This is a genomic window from Bacillus cereus group sp. RP32 (genome assembly GCF_040459735.1).
Lineage (GTDB): Bacteria > Bacillota > Bacilli > Bacillales > Bacillaceae_G > Bacillus_A > Bacillus_A wiedmannii.
Map to the genome: position 1 here is coordinate 2,857,891 of NZ_JARVHO010000001.1, position 18,034 is coordinate 2,875,924.

Consider the following 18,034-nt stretch of genomic DNA (forward strand, 5'->3'; position numbering starts at 1 on the left):
TCAGTGAGGATGTACTTCATCCCCTATATACCTTCTTTGCTTATCTTTGGATTTTCGGTCCCACTGCCCATTAATACAGGATAATTAACTTCATTCTATCGAGTTAATTTTTTCTTATAAATTGCGACTAGTAACACACATAATAATAGGATTAAGACTACTACGGTCCACTTATTAAACATAAATATCTCTTTACGCATTTTTTGTTTTTCTTTCTCGTTAAACTCCACACGCTCACCTCGAACCAGTAATCTATTTGTGTTTATTCCATAAGGCGTACATGTAATTAATGTTATATAATCTTTATTTTCCACAATTTTTAAATCGTCCGTTTCGTGTGGTAACACTACTTTAATTTGATTTACTTTATAAGCAAGAATTTTGTCTAAAGAATGAATATAAAAAAGATCTCCTTCACTCAACTTATCTAAATCTGTAAATAATTTTGCTGATGGTAAACCACGATGCCCTGTTAAAATAGTGTGTGTATTTTCTCCACCTACCGGAAGTGAAGAATAATCTAAATGACCTACCCCGCGACTCAATACTTCCTCAGAGGTGCCTTGATAGATTGGCAGTTTTATATTAATTTTCGATATTTCAATATACCCCATTACATCACCTAAATTTAACGCATCTGCATATGCTTGATTATTATTTTTTTCTTCAGAAAATGGATCTGCAAATGTTTTCATGGAAGTTTGAACTTGTTTATTATATTCGGTTGCTTCTTTTTCCCTACGTTCAACTTCTTTCTTTTGTAGTGCTTTGATCTTCTTATCGTAGGAGCTAATCTCAGAATAATGTGCACGAGTCGCCAACCAATTACTAATAGTAGGATATAAAAAAATAGCTAATCCAAATAAAAAAATACCTCCTAAAACAAGATTTCGTTTCATATTTCCACCTCTGCATATACTAAAATATCGAAAAGAGGGAAGCATTTTGCTTCTCCCCTTTTCACATCACTTGGTTACATGTTCCTACAACCTTAATTATTAGCAAACTTTTTTCTAAAGAAAACAAATGCCGCTGTAGCCATTAACGCAAGGCCTAGTACAGTAAATAGAGTCGTTCCAATACCACCCGTTACAGGAAGAATCCATCCACTTTTATTATTTTCAATCGATAATTTAACCGTTTGATTATTTTCGCCAATCTTTACATCAATAGGGTCCTTTAATAATTGATATGAAGCTGTTGTACCATCTTCTTTTGTATAAGTTGGTGCTTTCGTTTCAAAAATTTGATAGTCTCCATATGGAATATTAGTCCATTTAATAACACCATTTTCATCTGATACACCTGTGACTTCTTTACCTGCCACAACAACTATTTTTCCATTTTTATCTTTAAGTACAAACTCCGCACCTTTTAATTTCTTCTTATCAGCACCATCAACTTTTGTTAACTCGATAATTCCAGTTGTCGGAACAACAACTACAGGTTTAGATTCCTTTTCTCCAATTACATCATTTTTATTTATAAAATCAATTTTTGCTGTATTTAAAATTTCCGAACCAGATAGTACTCCTTCTTTTACTTGTGATTTAATTTGTAAATGAAATTCTTTTTTACCATCTAACTTTGTGAAATCTTTTACTGTAACTGTTACTTTTTGGCCTTCTACAGCTACCTCTACAATACTTGCATTTACTTCCGTTCCATCAATTTTCACGACTGGTTTTCCTTGAATCATTAAACGATTGTCTAAAGTATCTGTTACTACATATTTTTTGTATTCTTTAATGTCTTCTGGAATTAATGTTTTGATATCATAATTGTAATTAGTTAACGGATTAATTGGTAACGCTTCCAAATTCCCGTTAATCTTTTTATCAATATTTGGTTCTTCATAGTTTTGCACTTCTACTTTAACTACTGTACCAGAAGTAATTGTTCCATCTTCGTTAATAGTTCCGGAGGTCTTTATAAAAAACTCGTGTTTAGTCAGATCTAGTACATACCCTTTCGGCGCTTTTGTCTCTTTGAAATAGTATTCCCCATACTCTAATCCTTGCACGCGAATATGCCCATTACCATCTGTTGCTAACTCTTTTTTCACTTCTGTACCATCTTTTTTAAATAAAGAGAATACTGCACCTGCTAATGTTTTTTCATTTGCACCAGTCTTTACTAAATCAACTGCACCACGTTTAATCTCATTTTTCGGATACATATGAACATCATAGTTTAGCACTTTACCCTCTTTATTCGTTAATGGAATATCCACTGTATACGTATTTGGATTTAGGTTAACATGCGGAGGTCCTGCCACTTCTTTCACTTCATAACGTCCTAGCGGAAGATCTTTTAATACAGCTTGCCCGTTATCATCTGTTACTACTTGAGTTGGAGTTGCTCCCATTACAGGCTTCACATCTTCTTTCACGATTTTCCCATCGCTTGAAATTTTTTCAAACGATGCAACCCTTTTCACTTCAAACGTTACACCTTTTAACGGTTTCGCATTTGTTGGTACCTCTTGATTTGCAGAGCCATCACCTTCTAGCCCCGGTGCGCCATCTTTTTCTTGTTCATATTTATGAATCGTTAAAGTACCTTTGGATGGTGAAGCTGCCTTTACTAATACACTAGACCATGTAGAAAATGTTAAGAAAAATACTAAAAGCACACTAAATATTTTTTTCATTTCTCTTTTCCCCTTTACTACTTCTATCATTTTAAAAATCTCTTTATTACTATTACCCTCTTAAAAGCAATAGTGTGCCAAGTACCAGATTTAAACGAGTAACCTAAAACATAGTCGTCCAACAATCCATTGTTTACAATCACTTATTCACTCTTCTTATTTTCTATTATTACGTTGTCTCTCCGTATGATATATGTAGTTTTCCCCCTAAATTACACTTATATCTCTACTTCAAAAATCATTACATATTAACTTCTATCGCAAATTTTCATTAATTACTTAACTTAACTTCAATTCATTAATCTCTCCCTTCCTATCTCTATTTAAAATCCAATCTTAATCATTTCTAATACATATAAGCAATGAACAACGAATAAGTGTGACAATTCATATTTTACGTTACCCGCTAAAACTATTACCTTTATATTCAAATAATATGTGCTAATCATGTTAAATTATGGTATTATTCTTAGAAGTTTATAATTTTTATAGATAAAGTTTTTCCGTTTCTACTTATTATGAAAAAAGGGAATATATAAACATTCAACTATTACACACAACTGTAAGGAGGAATAATATGACTAAAAAGCTCAGTCTAATTGAGATAGAGTACATTTGTAATATGTTTTTCCAATATTTTGAAATTCCAGTTTGTTTTTTAGATTGTAACAAAAATATTCTTTTAGAATTTACATCAAAAGATGATTCACATTCGTTCTATAAATCAAAAATAGAACAGTTACATGTGCTTTTTCAAAAAAATGATTCATTTAATTCGCCTATCTTCAGAACTCACCAATATTTAGGGCACTTCATTTTAATTCACATAAAGAGCCATTATATAGTGAACGGTACTGTTATTATTGGGCCCTTGACACATGTAAATTTTTCTACAAGTAAAACGGATAGTAACCTTAATTTTATTTCGAATTATAAAAGAACAAGAGACCATTATTTTTCATTGTCAGTCAAAGATCAAAATTTCTTTGTAAATATAGCAATATTGTTCTATAACATTCTCTATAAAAAAAATTCAGATGTAAGTACCTTTTCAAATAACAGTGACTCATTTCATGTAAGTCATAGCAGTATCTTAAACGAGGATGTATATATTTCAATGCAAAAAAACGAATCTATCTGTCATAATTTGTATATAGAGAACCAACTACTTGGAGCTATAGAAAACGGGGATAAAGAAAGCGCACTCAAATATTATTACGAATTCCAACAAGAGACTCTTTCATCCTTATCTTCATTTCATCAATTAAGACGTCATAAAAACATTTGTATTTCATCCATCACACTTGCTACTAGATATGCTATAAAAGGAGGACTTCCTTCCGGGATCGCTTACAAGATTTACGATCTACACATTCAAAAGACAGAGGATTTAAAAGACACAGAATCTGTTTGGGATTTATTAAGAAATGTTTTCTGTACTTTTGCAGACCGTGTAAAAGCACAAAAAGTACAGAAGCACTCAAAGACAATCGCTATTTGCAAAAACTATATTTTTGAAAATATTTACAATCAAATATCTGTTAAACAACTTGCTAAATTTGCAAACGTAAATTCAGATTATTTATCTATATTATTCAAAAAAGAAGTCGGTATTTCATTAATTGAGTACATTCAACGAGAACGAATCGAAGAAGCAAAAAAGTTATTAACTTTCACAACCTATCCCTTATCAGACATATGTGCTTCGCTCAACTTTAGTGATCAAAGCTATTTTACTAAAATTTTTAAAAAATTCACTAACGAAACACCTGCTAAATACCGAAAATCTCATGTTGTCATATAGAGTTAAACTTTCATTAAAACAAAGTGTTTTTAGTAACTTATCAATGGCAGATTAGAATTACTTCCACACTCATGGCCTTTTGAATTTAGACTATTTTTAAATCAAAAAACACGTTACTATTCTTTTATTTGAATGAGAATAGTAACGTGCTTTATATGTAATGTAGGTCTGTAGGCAAAACAGTGTCCAGGCACAAAGTTTTATAGAAGCCAAATACACTACTTAAATACTAAAATCTTATTAAGTAAAAAATTCATCTAATAATTATTGTGTGAGAAATAATTTCTACTATTATTTTTATATCTTTCTAAATTTGCGAACCAAAGTGAGTACTGTACCGACAATAATCATCCATATGCCCATTGTTGCACTGTTAGTTGTGTTGGCACCCGTGTTGGGAAGCTCTTTATATGTAGATTCTATTTTATCAGAATTAATGCTGTTCGTGATATTACCGTTATTACTATTATTAGTAATACCTTTAGCTTTGCTAGTATCTTTATCCTTCACTAATACTTTTTGTATTGTATGTACCTCATTACCTACAGAATCTGTGACACTATATATTATTTCAAAAGTACCAGCTTTAGTGGTATCTCCAATACCTTCATATGCTACTTTAGAAGTAAGATCACCGTCTTCTTTATCAGTAGCTGATACACCTACGATTGGATTGAATTGATCTCCTTCAGTAATTGTAGTTGTAGCAGGTACTTTTAGTATTGGTAATTCATTTTCAACTTTTTCTCTAACTTTGACCGTTACAGTTTGTTTCGCAGTTACTTCATGACCTTTAGAATCTGTCACTGTGTACGTTAGTACATAAGTACCAGCTTTAGTGCTATCTACTTCACCATTAACTTTTACTTTAGAAGTAAGATTGCCGCCTTCTTTATCCATAGCTAATACTTTTGTCATTGGATCGAATGAATCTCCTACATGAATTGTCGCTGCAGTAGGCACTGTTAATGTAGGGTTTAAATCTAATATTTCTCCATTTCCCTCTACAATTACCGTCTGTGTAGCCGTTGCATTCCCACCTTGAGAGTCAACAACCGAGTAGTCCACAATGTATGTACCTGGTTTAGAAGTATCTACATCGCCTTTATGTTTTATTTTATTCGTTAAATCACCATCTTCTTTATCAACAGCTATTACATTACTCATCGGGTCAAACGTATCACCTACACGCAGTGTAATTGTAAACGGTACAGTTAACTCTGGGATGTGATTTTCTGCGATTTTTTCGTTGTCTTTCACTGGCCCTTTAATTTTCGCTGCATCAAAAGCTTTTTGGACCGCTTCAACCTCAATTGAGTTGACCCCATATTTGTTTGTTGCAACTTTAAGACACGCTAATCTTAATTCAGAGAAATTAGAAGTCATGTTCAATTCATCAGTATTTGCATAATAGAAAATATCAAACATTTTATCTTCACCAATACCATTTACAGTTACACCGTTATGAGTGCCACCTTGTGCAATTAAATACGCGACTTTATTAATAATACTTGAGTTGAAATGGACGCCCTCATTATCTTCTCCGTTTAAATCACTGTATTTGCTATAATCATCTGGATACGGTACTCCATCAAAAAAATTGATTGAAGATGGATTCTTCATATTACGTAGAACTGATCCGCTTTGTTCTCCTATTGTCCAATTAAATTCTCCATTATTTATATATTTCTCAATAGCCGTTCCCATAATATCAGATAACGCCTCGTTAATTGCTCCAGATTCTCCGAAAAATTCAAGATTAGATTCGCTAGATGTAACCGCATGCGTAAATTCATGGCCCGCTATGTCAAACGCTCTAACCATTGAATCACCATATATAAGCATACTAACATTGTTAACATTAGCACTAAATGCATTACTCCAATTTTTAGGATCATCTGTTTCTCCAGAATCCCATGCATGTACAACTGATACTACTTTGTTCCCCTTATTATCAAAACTATTACGCTTATATTTATCTTTATAAAAATCATATACCTTTGTTGCTAAAAAATGAGCACTTACCGCCTTTGGATCATTAAATGTTGTTGAAGTGCTAGTTGCTAATATACCAGGATAATATTTTTCTTCAAAACTAATATCTCTATAATTCACATCATATGTCTCAATTCCTTGCCCTCTTGTGTAATCTGCAAGCGCATATTTCCCATTACTTTGTTCAGAAATACCGAATGTACGAGTTATACCTAAATCATCTTTTCCAGTTCCGGTTAATGATTTAAAATTGCTTTTTTTAGTTTCCTTTAAAGATTCCACTTGCTCTTCACTTACTTTTAAGCTTGACTCTTGCACCATATTTTTCAACATATCACCATTATGAGCATTCACTAAATAAGTTCCAGATACATAGTTTGGTGTTGCAGCGGCAAATGTAACTTGATATGCATTGCTAGCCTGTCCATTATTTTCATTTACAAAAATAACTTCCTTGACTTCTGGCTCAGAAATAAATTTAATATCGTTTCCGTACTTCGTATAAATAAATTGTTTTGCTTCTTCTTTTGATAAATTACTAGTATTCTTTAAATCTTCTTGTGTTAAATTTTGTGCACTTTCTCCTGAAATACTTTTAATAATACCCTTTTTATCTACATGAGCAGTCAATTGGTGTCCATATACTTCTTTACCTTCATATATTTGTTGCATACGCACAAGTGTAGTCCCATCATAAGAACTACGTTTTTGAACAACTTTGTAATCTACCCCTTTGTCTCCACTAACTTGTTTTGGAGACAAAGCATGCTCGGTCTTTTCCTTAAGTGCATCTTTCACTATATTCTCTGGCGTCTTTTGTGATGGTTGTGTAAGTTCACCTGTACGGAACGAACCCTCTTGAATATCAACTTGCATTTGACCCGTTTCTTCTGCATAAACTACTCCGTATGGTGCTACACTTGTTAAAACTAATCCTGTTGTTAATACAACTATAGCTATTTCTTTTTTATTCTTCATTTTATTTTCCTCGTATAATTTCCTAAAATATGAAACTGCTTAAATGTATTCCTATCAAAAATAGAAAAAATAAAAAGTACATCACATTACGCAAAACCGTATTATAAAAAGATGACTTCTGTCATCAACAAAAGTCACCTCTTCAATATGTCATATCCCTAATATGTTTTTAATGCATACTTTCTATATGAAAAAGAAAAAGTATTCTTTAACGAGCGTTTTGCAATACTTTTATTAGGTCATTTATATTTTCAACTTTTTGCTGAAACTGATCAAATCTGCTATGTAGCAATGAAGGATTCTTATCTTCAGTTGAAATAACTTTTTTTAATTCTTGTTCTAATTTATCATATGTATGAAAGAAATTATCAAATTCTACACTTATAAGTTCTTCATTTTCACGATAAAATCTTTTTGCTTCTATATAAGTCATATATGATTTATTTAAAAATCCTAATGAAATTAAATATTTAGAAGTGTTTTCTTGATAAATAGCAATATCACATGCTATTTTAATATCAGAATAAGTCTTTTGAACGAAACAATGCAATTCAAAAATCTTAAACTTTAATCCATTATTCATTTCATCCCCTCCCATCCTATCTATTCTACATAAAAAAAGAATATTATACAAAGTAAAATATCAATATAGCACAAAAATAAAAAGCGAAAGAATGACTCCTTTCGCTTTTTATAATAATACATACATTTCATATTGTGCTAATGAATTCTTTTCAAATCCAGTTTTCTTTAAAAACCCTTCCAGTAAATTGTTGTTTGGAAACCCAATTGATAAACTTGATACATTTAAGTTTTCTGTTGCTACTTGTAATAATTTTGATCCAATACCACGATTTCTATAGTCTTTGTCTACGAAAAGAAAACTAATTTTACCTTGTTCATTCATACATATAGAACCTTTTAAATCATTATCGACATATGCACCATAAAATGTATTGTTTGTTTTTCCGATATAATCCATATCATTTTGCCAATTTATATGGAAGTGTAACCATTTCTGAATTTCAACTTTAAAAGCTGGAAATTCTAATTGTTTTACTTCAATTCCCTTACAATCTTTATTTATTATTTTAGTCATATCTTTTAAATTATAATAAGATAGATCGTACACTTTTTCATAGCCTAATTTCGTATAAAAATGAATCGCTCGGTCATTGCCTACAATGACTTCAAGAAAAAGTTGCTTACACTCATTTTGAAGCGCCTCTTCTTTATGCAGTTCAAATAATTTTTGACTCACACCAATACCGCGGTAATTAGGATGAACCGCTAATGTTCCACAACGCATTGTTTTTATGTTTTCATAATCCTTTATCCCGCCAAGTATTACACCAACAGATTTGTTACCGTCTAAAGCAAGAAAGGAATGTTTTAGTGAATTCCCTTCTGGTCCCAAAAACCTTTTTATAAAATCTTCATTTGAAACTTCCATTTTAATAATGTAATCTGAAAATCCATCTTTAAAAGCTTCATACACTAAATCTATACTTACTTCACTGCATCTTTTGTATTGAATCATATAAAATTCTCCCCCACTTACTCGTGTTAAACTTAGCATTCAAATACGTAAAATGTACTAGTTTCACTCTACCCATCATTCTTTAACATTTAATTTGAAATAAACGGGCACTTCCCTACATATTTCTCACTGTTAATTTGTTTTATAACAAATGGTGCAATATCACTATTTTGAATTTTGATTCCTGGCATATCTACTAAACTCTCTTTTATATTTCCAATGCTCTTCCCTTCTATAACAAATGGTAATCTAACAATTGTCCAATCTACATCACTACCTTGAATAGTTTGCAATTCTTTATATTTATCTTGCATCATCTTTGATAAAAATACTTTAAACAAGGTAGCTCCTATTTTATTTACAATTCCCTTTTGATCTCCTGTAACATTTAAAGAACCTCCAGAAATTAGTATATATCTTTTTATTTCAAATTCTTTCATTGCTTCTAAAATATGCTTCGTTACTGTGCTAAAAATATAAGATTCATTTTTTGGTTGACCTACCGCATTAATTACAGCTCGACACCCTTTAAGTAATTTGCGTATTGAAACAAAATCACGTGCATCTCCATTAATAATCTCTAAATTTTCATTTGTTATTTTGATATTATTAGAATTTCTTGTTAATATTTTTACTTGATATCCCTTTTCTAACGCTTCGTTTACAAGGAATTTCCCTGCGTTTCCGTTTGCACCCAGAATAGCTATTTTATTTGTACTTTCCAATATTAACCCCTCTTACTATCTATTATTTACTACATTAATCTCATGTACACGTAAAAAAGCAATTAAATGCTCGCACGCTCGTTCACACGCTAACATTTTAAAGATTTTTTGTTCCTCTTTCGTTTTATCATTTGCTTGATCTGATGCAGCTTTTAAACTAAGAAAAGGTTTGTTATTGATTTGACACACATAAGCAAAAGCTGCCACTTCTTGATCAACCGCTAATGCTCCATATACAGTATGGAGTAAATATCTCATTTCTGAACTACGGATACGTTGATCTCCAGATAAAAATGTACCATAATGAATCGGATCATAAGATCGTATCTTTTTTATTCTTCTTACAAGTGACTTTGTTGTTTCAATAGGTGCTGTCCTACCATTATATAAATTAAAAATATCTTCCCCTGAACCAGCAGCAGTAACGTCGTGTTGTATTGCATTAAGGGCTACTACAATATGTCCATTTTTCACCTTATTTGATAGACTTCCGCATATTCCTGTCATAAACAACTCATCTGGCTGAAACTCACTAATTAATAATTGCACACAACTAGCACAACTTACTTTCCCAACTCCAGTTATTACGGAGATAACTTCCATATTATTAATATAATGAAAATGAAATTCCCAAGCTGCTCGTTTTTCAATACGTTCACTTGGATAATATTGATGCAAATACGTAAGTTCTGGTTCCCATGCGGATACGATTGCAATACGTTTCATTACATGCTTCACTTCCCCTATTGTTATCATGTAAATACTTTATCTATACTTTCTCATTCATAATCTGGAATCCACTCTTTATATTTCTCATATAAATTTCGTATTGTTTCTTTATTCTTCGTAATTACTTCACATCCTCTATCATCGTAAATAAACATGATAATATCTTTTGTTGCATTTATGAGAAATACATCTGGATAAGAAATTTCTTTTTTGCGTCCAAAACGAGGATAAAGACCTAGAAAATCTTCATGATTTGCAGCTTGAATAAGCGGTGTATACTTTATATCACAAGCAAAACATTTTAATGAAAATTGATAAGTACAATACAAGTCAGCTTCTTCTTCTTCAAATAAAAAAGGTATTGTTTCTTGCCTTATATGATACTTTAAATCTCTATTATGAATAAAACGTCTATATATATTAATTTTCTGCGGATTTTTCACATTTTCCTTTTTAAATCGATAAACATTTGTTACTAAAAAAACTTCATCTTCTTTTGAAAATATATCTTCAAATAAGTATTTATTATATGTATAAAGCTGAGTGAAGTATTCCCTATTTACATCGTCGGTTCTTTCTACAAATAGGTCTTTCCCTTTCCCAAAATGAAAATGCAAATGATTTTCCCATTGAAAGTATATATGTGGTACTAATGTAACTCCAGGGAATGTTTCATTCATATATTCTTTTAATTGCATTCTTAATTCCTTTCTACTCTACAATTTCTTTTAACTGCCAATATGCATCTTCTAGCCATGGATGTATAACTTCCAACGTGTCTTTTCTATCCCACAAATATGAAATATATGCAAAAGCAGCATGTTCTAAAGATTTTTCTAATTCTTTTTTTACTTCTACTAAATATGGTGGTGCTCCATTTTGATCCCATTCTATTTTATCAGCAACAAATAACACTAAATCCATTTTCGTTGCATGTTTACGTAGTGTAGTATGGCAGCAAATTGCATTTAAGATTTCTTCATCATCCACTTTAAATATCTCTTTTGCAATTACTTTCGATAACTTTTGATGAATAATCATTGGAAATTCTCGTTCTTCTTGTAATATCTCTATTCCAAATTCTTCAGCAACTGCAACCCGATCTTCATTTGGAAAGATTGCACTAATATCATGTAAATATCCTGCAATCACTGCCTTTTCTTCATTTACATGATACGTAATCGCAATTTTACGGGCTTCTTTTGCCACCCGAATTGAATGTTTATAAGTAAGTTCTTTATTGTATTTTAATAGAAATGATTTTATATCATTTTCAATTTTTCCAGTTGGAGTAAATGAATATATATCCTTATATAACATCTCAAGTCACCTTTCTTCCTAACTTTCAATATAACGCTGTATTTAAATATCCTTTTTATTTGTATTCGTTATGAATGTTTTAATCCCTTTTTTATACGTTACATGAAATTTTATGGTGAATCATTGCTACAAAATACATAAATGTTTGATATTATAGTAATGTTAATGATTTGTAAGGAAAGGAACTACATAATGAATAAAAACATATTAATTATTGATGATGATAAAGAAATTGTTGAGTTACTTGCTGTTTATTTGCGAAATGAAGGCTATAACATTTATAAAGCATACGATGGCGATGAGGCATTGCAAATGATTTCTACATATGATGTTGACCTTATGGTTTTGGATATTATGATGCCAAAACGCAATGGATTAGAAGTTTGCCAGGAAGTTCGTGAGAATAATACTGTACCTATTCTTATGCTGAGTGCAAAAGCAGAAGATATGGATAAAATATTAGGTCTTATGACAGGTGCAGATGATTATATGATTAAGCCATTCAATCCATTAGAATTAGTAGCTAGAGTGAAAGCTTTGTTACGAAGATCATCTTTCCAAAATGCCACTTCCTCCAAAAATGAAGATGGTATTATTCGTATTCGTTCTGCTGAAATACACAAACATAATCATACTGTTAAAGTAAATGGAGAATATATTAAACTTACATCTATTGAATTTGATATTTTATATTTACTTGCGAGTAATACCGGAAGAGTATTTAGTTCCGAAGAAATTTTTGAACGCGTATGGAACGAAGATGGTTATGGTTCAAATAAAACTGTAATGGTTCACATTAGTAATTTACGAGATAAACTTGAAACAGGAATGAATGGAGAGAAGTTTATTCATACTGTTTGGGGAGTAGGCTATAAAATTGAGAAATGAAGCATTTGATATATTAAAAGATATCCCAAAATGGAAGTTAATTTTTTGGTTTATGTTAGCCATCACACTTACTCCTATTACTGAATTAATTATATATCGCCTTGTTACAAGTGTAATTGAAAGTTCACTTACGTTAAGCGAGCTCGGAAAAGAATTCATTAGAATTTTTGGATATGAAAAATATAAAGGAATAAAGGAATCTCTATGGATGATGATTGTATCTTATTTGTTTTTATTTTCTATTTTCTCATCCTACCTATACATTTTTTATCGTCATGAAAGAAAGATTTATTATGAAACTTGTATTAAAAAAATGATAGAAGAAATTCGTTATATTGCAAATGGAAACTTCAATCATAAAGTCTCTATCGTAAACCATAATTATCTGGAAGAGTTAGCAAGCGGGGTTAATCACATTGTTGAACAATTGAAAGTTTCGATTGATGAAGAAAGACAGGCGGAACAAGCAAAAAGTGAACTTATTACAAATGTATCGCATGATTTACGTACTCCTCTTACCTCTATAGTTGGATACGTAAATTTAATCCACCATGATAATTATAGAGATGAAGTGGAATTACGCCATTATATACAAGTCATTTACGATAAAGTAACCCGTCTTAACGCATTAATGAATGATTTGTTTGAATATACACGTGTTCAAAATAAAGAGTTAAGTTTATATTCTGTTCCCATTGATATTGTAGAGCTACTTGGGCAATTAACTGTTCAATTCCGCATACAAGTTCAAGAAGCTAATATAGAATGTCGACCTTCTTTCCCATCTCAAAAACTCATGGTATTAGCTGATGGAGACAAATTAGTACGAGTGTTTGAAAATCTTATTATAAATGCTATCGCTTATGGAAACGACGGTGGATATATCGACCTTGCTGCCTATGAAAGCAATAATATGATTACTATAGATATAACAAATTACGGCCAACCTATTCCTAGTACGGATTTACCTCATATTTTTGAACGTTTTTATCGCGTTGAAAAATCTCGCTCTACGAACACTGGTGGATCTGGACTCGGATTGGCAATTGCAAAAAGTATTGTGGAATTGCATAAAGGAACAATTGAAGTATATAGTGATGATAAAAAAACAACTTTCACTGTAAAACTACAACCATATAAATGTTAATACAACTTAATTTTAGGTCCAATTTCTTACCATATAAGAAATTGGATCTTTTATTTTCCATTAAAATCCAAATTTAATAATCCTTTATAATTCTTTAGAAATTCTTTACCTTTTCTTTCTTCCTAATTAAGCATTCCTTTTTACAATAGTATTATTGATGTCATAGTAGGAGGATCGCTTATGCAATTCTTGAAAAAGTTCACAATTTTATTCTTATCTTTTGTTATTACAGCACTTATCGTTTTATATTTTTACCTCTATGTAAATGGTCCAATTATTCAAGCTAAATCAGCTATTTTAATAGATTCTAATTCAAGTGAAGTTGTTTATAAAAAAAATGAAGAAACCCCTATACAATCAGCTTCTTTATCTAAATTAATGACAGAGTATATCGTAATGGAAAAACTGAATGAAGGAAAAATACAGTTAGATGAATTAGTAAAAATAAGTAACGAAGTTTTCCGAGCAGAAACGAGTCCTATACAAGTAACTTCGAAAGATAAAACGACAGTTCGCGATTTACTTCATGCATTGTTTTTGACAGGGAATAATCGTTCCGCACTTGCCCTTGCAGAACACATTGCTGGAAACGAAGATAACTTTACACTTTTAATGAATGAGAAAGCAAAACAACTAAAGTTATCACAACCATCCCCGTTTCTAAATGCTACTGGAATGAATAATGATACAAATAAACAATCAACTACAACAGCGATAGACGTAGCTAAACTAGCGACACAATTAGTAACAGATTTTCCAGATGTATTGAATATTACGAAACTAACCTCTTACCAATTTACCTTCAAACACTCAAAAGTTTTCAACACAAATAAAATGATTTATTCCCTTAATAAAAACATTAAACTCCAAGGTGTTGACGGCTTACAAACTAGTTTTTTAACTAATGGTAATTATAGTTTTGTCAGTACAGCAAAACGAGGAGATACTAGACTTATTTCCGTAATATTAGACTCCAATGAAGAAAACAGTACTTTTATTGAAACAAAAAAGTTACTACAGTACGGTTTTGATCCTTCCTCATACTCTGCACTCCAAGCTTTTAAAGATGCGGTTACTTCTTGGACAGTTTTGCTTCAGTTTAAAAATTTAATCATACAAACATTGTTGATTTTCTTCATTATTACATTTTTAATGTTTTTACATATACGCCAGAAAAAATCCGAGGATTTCAACTAGGAAATCTTCTTATATATATAAACGGCTTGCATTTACAGTGCAAGCCGTTTTCTAAATTTATAATCCTCTTCCAATTAAATTAGCTGAAATAGGCTGAAGATTTAGCTCTCTCGCCCATATAGATAGCTGACCAATGTGATGAATTTCATGTACAATTACATGCCTTAAAACTTCACCATATGTATATGTTTTATCTGTCCACGAAGCTTTTAATATTTTACCTTCTAAGTTAGCTGACCATACTTGTAAGAAAGCTTCTAATTCTCGTTTATATGAATCAGATAACGCTTTCGTTTTTTGGATTGATTGATAATCTTTAAACTGTTGTACACGATCTTCTTTTCCTTGAAGAGCATTAATCCAGCTATACTCAACATCAACAATATGAAATAATGTTTCTAAAATACTTCCCACACCACCAATACGCTTGCGAAGTAATTCTTCCTTGGAATGTTGCTCACACCACTTAAACCAATTATCTCTTACTTGCCAATTGTATTCAAATAAAGTGTACATATTTATCTCTCCCCAACCTCTATTATCCACTTAACAGCATCTATAATATAATACGGCTCATCTTTTTGAATATAGTGACCGCTTTGTTCTGCAATTACAAATTTATTATTGCTTGATAAGCGTAATAATTCTTCTTGCAATTGTAAACATTTCATTTGTGCATCTGGCGAATAAAAAGCTTTTTTACCCGCAGCTAACACGACAAGTGGAATATCATTCATTGATTTACAATGTCTATCTACTTCACTTAAACTAAATGTAAACTCTTCATAAGAACTTTCATATACAAACTGTTTATAGTAAGCTTCTTGAAATTCTGGAGACATGATTGGCAGAAAATCTTCTTTATAATTTTCTGGTGTCGAATCAACCAAAACGATTCCCAACATATCTTTGGGATAAGAAGTCGCAAATAAACGTGCATTTATACCGCCAAAAGAATGTCCTACAAAAATATAAGGTGGTTTCAATTGTAGTTGCGCTAAGCAACTTCTTAAATCTTTTACCATTTCAGAACTAATACGTCGCTTGGAACTATTTCCACTTTTCCCTAATCCAGCTCAATCATATGTGAGCACCGTCCCATATTCCGTCAATCCCTCAGCAATATGGTCCCACGCCTTTGAATAATCGCCATAACCTGCTTCCATTATAATAACTGGCTGCAACTTCTTTCCTTGGAACTTTTTCGTATACATTTTAAAATCGTCAACTTGTACATATTCCTCTATACATTTAATCATTGGCAATCACTTCTCTCAGGCCAAGTTCCTCTACAGCATGATTAATTATTTTACTTACAGATAAAGAGCCATCCAATACAATATCCGAATTCGGCTTAACAGTATGAATTGCCTCTAAATATGCTTTTCTCGCAAATGTCATGTAATGTTTCAAATCATTATGTATTTCATCTATTGTATCTTCTTTAAAATCTCGCAAAATTCTTCTAGCCATCGCAATATCTAAAGGCGTATCGATAAATATAGTTACATCAATAAACTCTCGCATTTCACTATTTAAGTATGCAAAAGGATAATCTACAATAATATAATCTACATTACCCTCTCGTATAAGATGCTGAATATCATGAATTAAAGGCGTAAACACCCATTCATCATAATTTGCTCCATCATCAATCCATTTACAAATATCAGCAGGACCGTTATCAAAGTTATAGCTATCAAAATACAATGCTTTTGAATTTGTTAACTTTTGACTTAATCTTTCTGTAACAGTAGTTTTACCTCCTCCTGAAACAGCTGCAACTGTAATGATTTTCGTTTTTTTATTCATAATTTCCCACCATACCCCTTTTAATTAACATAACATAATTATAGAAAACTATTATTTTTTATCGCTCCATTCATATTCTAACATACTCATTTCCCATAAATTCCAATACGTTTCTCCTACTTTTTTTGAATCTCTTAATAAACCTTCTTTTACAAATCCTATTTTTTCATAACATGAGATGGCCGATGTATTAAAATCATAAACACCAAGAGTTACTCTATGTAGTTTTAATTCTTCAAATGCAACTTGTAGTACTGCCTTCATCATAAGTTTCCCTATAGAACGTCCTCTCATTTTCGTATCACCAACTAGCACTTTTCCAATCCTTGCAGACTTATTAATATTGTCTATTTGTCCAAGTGAAATATGACCAACTACTTCCAAAGATTCTTCATCTATTACTTTAAATGCAAGTGTATTTGAGCTTTCTATATAATTTTCTAATTGTTATTCATTTAGGGGATATGCAAATGCATTTCCGGACCATTGTATTAAAAACTCTTCGGAGTCAATCCAACCTATTAATTGTTTGAAATCAGACTTTTTAAAGGTTTCTAGTTTAATCACTTTCATGCTCCTTTCGTATATCATACTTTTTAACCTCAAACTTATTTCTATATAAAGAATATATTCTCCTTTTATATGAATTTAAAATAAAGCCATTCATAAGAATGGCTTTACAAAAACATAGCCTAATTATGCAATGTTTCCTATGTCAACAATGGTTCAATCGCTTCAATTTTACAAACTGATATAATTACTGTAACTACCCCAGCACTATTAGCAAGCTTTACAACATCACAAGTGACTGAAGTTACAGTTCCTGCATACTCATTACTTCCTGTATTAATGCGAACTGATCTGTTTACTAACTTTCTCAGCTCATCTCTAATTCCTTGTACACAGCAACAGTCACATACCTTATTTTGCTCTTCATGTTCTTTTTTACACTCTTCAAAAACGTCCCAACAATCATCCTGTTTACATGAACACTTTTTTCTAGAATTACTATAACGATATCCCAAAATCTCACCCCCTAATCATTTCTATTAATATAGTATGTCCACTAGCTTCAAAGTGTACGAGGCAAAAACATAGAAAAGAAAAAACAATCACATGTACTAAATTAATCTATATACATAAAAAATAAGTGTATTACTGTATGAACTTCCATTGTATATACTTAGAATTCGTACATTGATAAATCTTTTTTCTATTCAGTGTAATGCAAGAAAAAATAAAAATG

The 18,034-nt window shown here is 31.3% G+C and carries 16 protein-coding genes and 2 pseudogenes; 4 read left to right on the plus strand and 14 right to left on the minus strand.

Going from position 1 to position 18,034, the window contains the following annotated elements; all coding sequences use genetic code 11:
- Positions 1-95: 95 nt before the first annotated feature.
- Both QCI46_RS14810 and QCI46_RS14815 read right to left on the minus strand, forming a co-directional pair.
- Positions 96-899 carry a class C sortase gene (locus tag QCI46_RS14810; RefSeq protein WP_353840691.1) on the minus strand — a complete coding sequence of 268 codons (804 nt, stop codon included), beginning with the start codon at positions 897-899 and terminating at the stop codon, positions 96-98.
- Positions 900-991: 92 nt separating this feature from the next.
- Complete coding sequence (locus tag QCI46_RS14815) at positions 992-2,653, minus strand: SpaA isopeptide-forming pilin-related protein (protein ID WP_353840692.1); 1,662 nt, start codon at positions 2,651-2,653, stop codon at positions 992-994.
- A 577-nt stretch (positions 2,654-3,230) separates the two neighbouring features.
- On the opposite strand from QCI46_RS14815, the gene QCI46_RS14820 reads away from it, so the two are divergent.
- Complete coding sequence (locus QCI46_RS14820) at positions 3,231-4,457, plus strand: AraC family transcriptional regulator (protein ID WP_353840693.1); 1,227 nt, start codon at positions 3,231-3,233, stop codon at positions 4,455-4,457.
- A 297-nt stretch (positions 4,458-4,754) separates the two neighbouring features.
- Here QCI46_RS14820 and QCI46_RS14825 read toward each other — a convergent pair whose 3' ends face one another.
- The 7 genes from QCI46_RS14825 to yqeK form a co-directional block, all read right to left on the minus strand.
- The gene (locus QCI46_RS14825; protein WP_353840694.1) at positions 4,755-7,430 is read right to left on the minus strand and encodes a M4 family metallopeptidase; all 2,676 of its coding nucleotides are present in this window, start codon (positions 7,428-7,430) and stop codon (positions 4,755-4,757) included.
- A 208-nt stretch (positions 7,431-7,638) separates the two neighbouring features.
- Positions 7,639-8,013, minus strand: coding sequence for a hypothetical protein (locus tag QCI46_RS14830; protein WP_088063527.1), 375 nt, complete (start codon positions 8,011-8,013; stop codon positions 7,639-7,641).
- A 108-nt stretch (positions 8,014-8,121) separates the two neighbouring features.
- Positions 8,122-8,970 (minus strand): GNAT family N-acetyltransferase, encoded by an 849-nt coding sequence (locus QCI46_RS14835; RefSeq protein WP_098204231.1) that lies wholly within the window; start codon positions 8,968-8,970, stop codon positions 8,122-8,124.
- 89 nt (positions 8,971-9,059) lie between these two features.
- Positions 9,060-9,695 (minus strand): SDR family oxidoreductase, encoded by a 636-nt coding sequence (locus tag QCI46_RS14840; protein ID WP_353840695.1) that lies wholly within the window; start codon positions 9,693-9,695, stop codon positions 9,060-9,062.
- Positions 9,696-9,710: 15 nt separating this feature from the next.
- Positions 9,711-10,448 carry a 5'-methylthioadenosine/S-adenosylhomocysteine nucleosidase gene (gene mtnN, locus QCI46_RS14845; RefSeq protein WP_137015065.1) on the minus strand — a complete coding sequence of 246 codons (738 nt, stop codon included), beginning with the start codon at positions 10,446-10,448 and terminating at the stop codon, positions 9,711-9,713.
- A gap of 26 nt (positions 10,449-10,474) precedes the next feature.
- Positions 10,475-11,122 (minus strand): DUF3885 domain-containing protein, encoded by a 648-nt coding sequence (locus QCI46_RS14850; protein WP_353840696.1) that lies wholly within the window; start codon positions 11,120-11,122, stop codon positions 10,475-10,477.
- Between the two features lie 13 nt (positions 11,123-11,135).
- A complete protein-coding gene (gene yqeK, locus QCI46_RS14855; RefSeq protein ID WP_353840697.1) occupies positions 11,136-11,744 on the minus strand; it encodes a bis(5'-nucleosyl)-tetraphosphatase (symmetrical) YqeK in 609 nt (202 codons plus the stop codon).
- A 192-nt stretch (positions 11,745-11,936) separates the two neighbouring features.
- Between yqeK and QCI46_RS14860 the strand changes: the two genes are divergently transcribed.
- The 3 genes from QCI46_RS14860 (at position 11,937) to QCI46_RS14870 (ending at position 14,976) form a co-directional block, all read left to right on the plus strand.
- Complete coding sequence (locus QCI46_RS14860) at positions 11,937-12,632, plus strand: response regulator transcription factor (RefSeq protein WP_087986134.1); 696 nt, start codon at positions 11,937-11,939, stop codon at positions 12,630-12,632.
- Entirely contained in the window at positions 12,622-13,779 is a 1,158-nt protein-coding gene (locus QCI46_RS14865) for a sensor histidine kinase (RefSeq protein WP_060488935.1), read from the plus strand. Before QCI46_RS14860 ends, QCI46_RS14865 begins: the two co-directional genes overlap by 11 nt.
- Positions 13,780-13,959: 180 nt before the next feature.
- Entirely contained in the window at positions 13,960-14,976 is a 1,017-nt protein-coding gene (locus tag QCI46_RS14870; RefSeq protein ID WP_353840698.1) for a D-alanyl-D-alanine carboxypeptidase family protein, read from the plus strand.
- 57 nt (positions 14,977-15,033) lie between these two features.
- On the opposite strand, the gene QCI46_RS14875 is transcribed toward QCI46_RS14870, so the two are convergent.
- The 5 genes and pseudogenes from QCI46_RS14875 to exsK form a co-directional block, all read right to left on the minus strand.
- Entirely contained in the window at positions 15,034-15,492 is a 459-nt protein-coding gene (locus QCI46_RS14875) for a DinB family protein (RefSeq protein WP_353840699.1), read from the minus strand.
- Positions 15,493-15,494: 2 nt separating this feature from the next.
- Positions 15,495-16,235, minus strand: a pseudogene (locus QCI46_RS14880) (alpha/beta fold hydrolase).
- Positions 16,228-16,788 (minus strand): nucleoside/nucleotide kinase family protein, encoded by a 561-nt coding sequence (locus QCI46_RS14885; RefSeq protein WP_353840700.1) that lies wholly within the window; start codon positions 16,786-16,788, stop codon positions 16,228-16,230. The pseudogene QCI46_RS14880 and the gene QCI46_RS14885 overlap by 8 nt, the downstream one beginning before the upstream one ends.
- A gap of 51 nt (positions 16,789-16,839) precedes the next feature.
- Positions 16,840-17,379 (minus strand): annotated as a pseudogene (locus tag QCI46_RS14890) (GNAT family N-acetyltransferase).
- Positions 17,380-17,498: 119 nt separating this feature from the next.
- On the minus strand, positions 17,499-17,813 hold the full coding sequence (gene exsK / locus QCI46_RS14895; RefSeq protein ID WP_353840701.1) for an exosporium protein ExsK: 315 nt from the start codon (positions 17,811-17,813) through the stop codon (positions 17,499-17,501).
- Positions 17,814-18,034 lie beyond the last annotated feature (221 nt).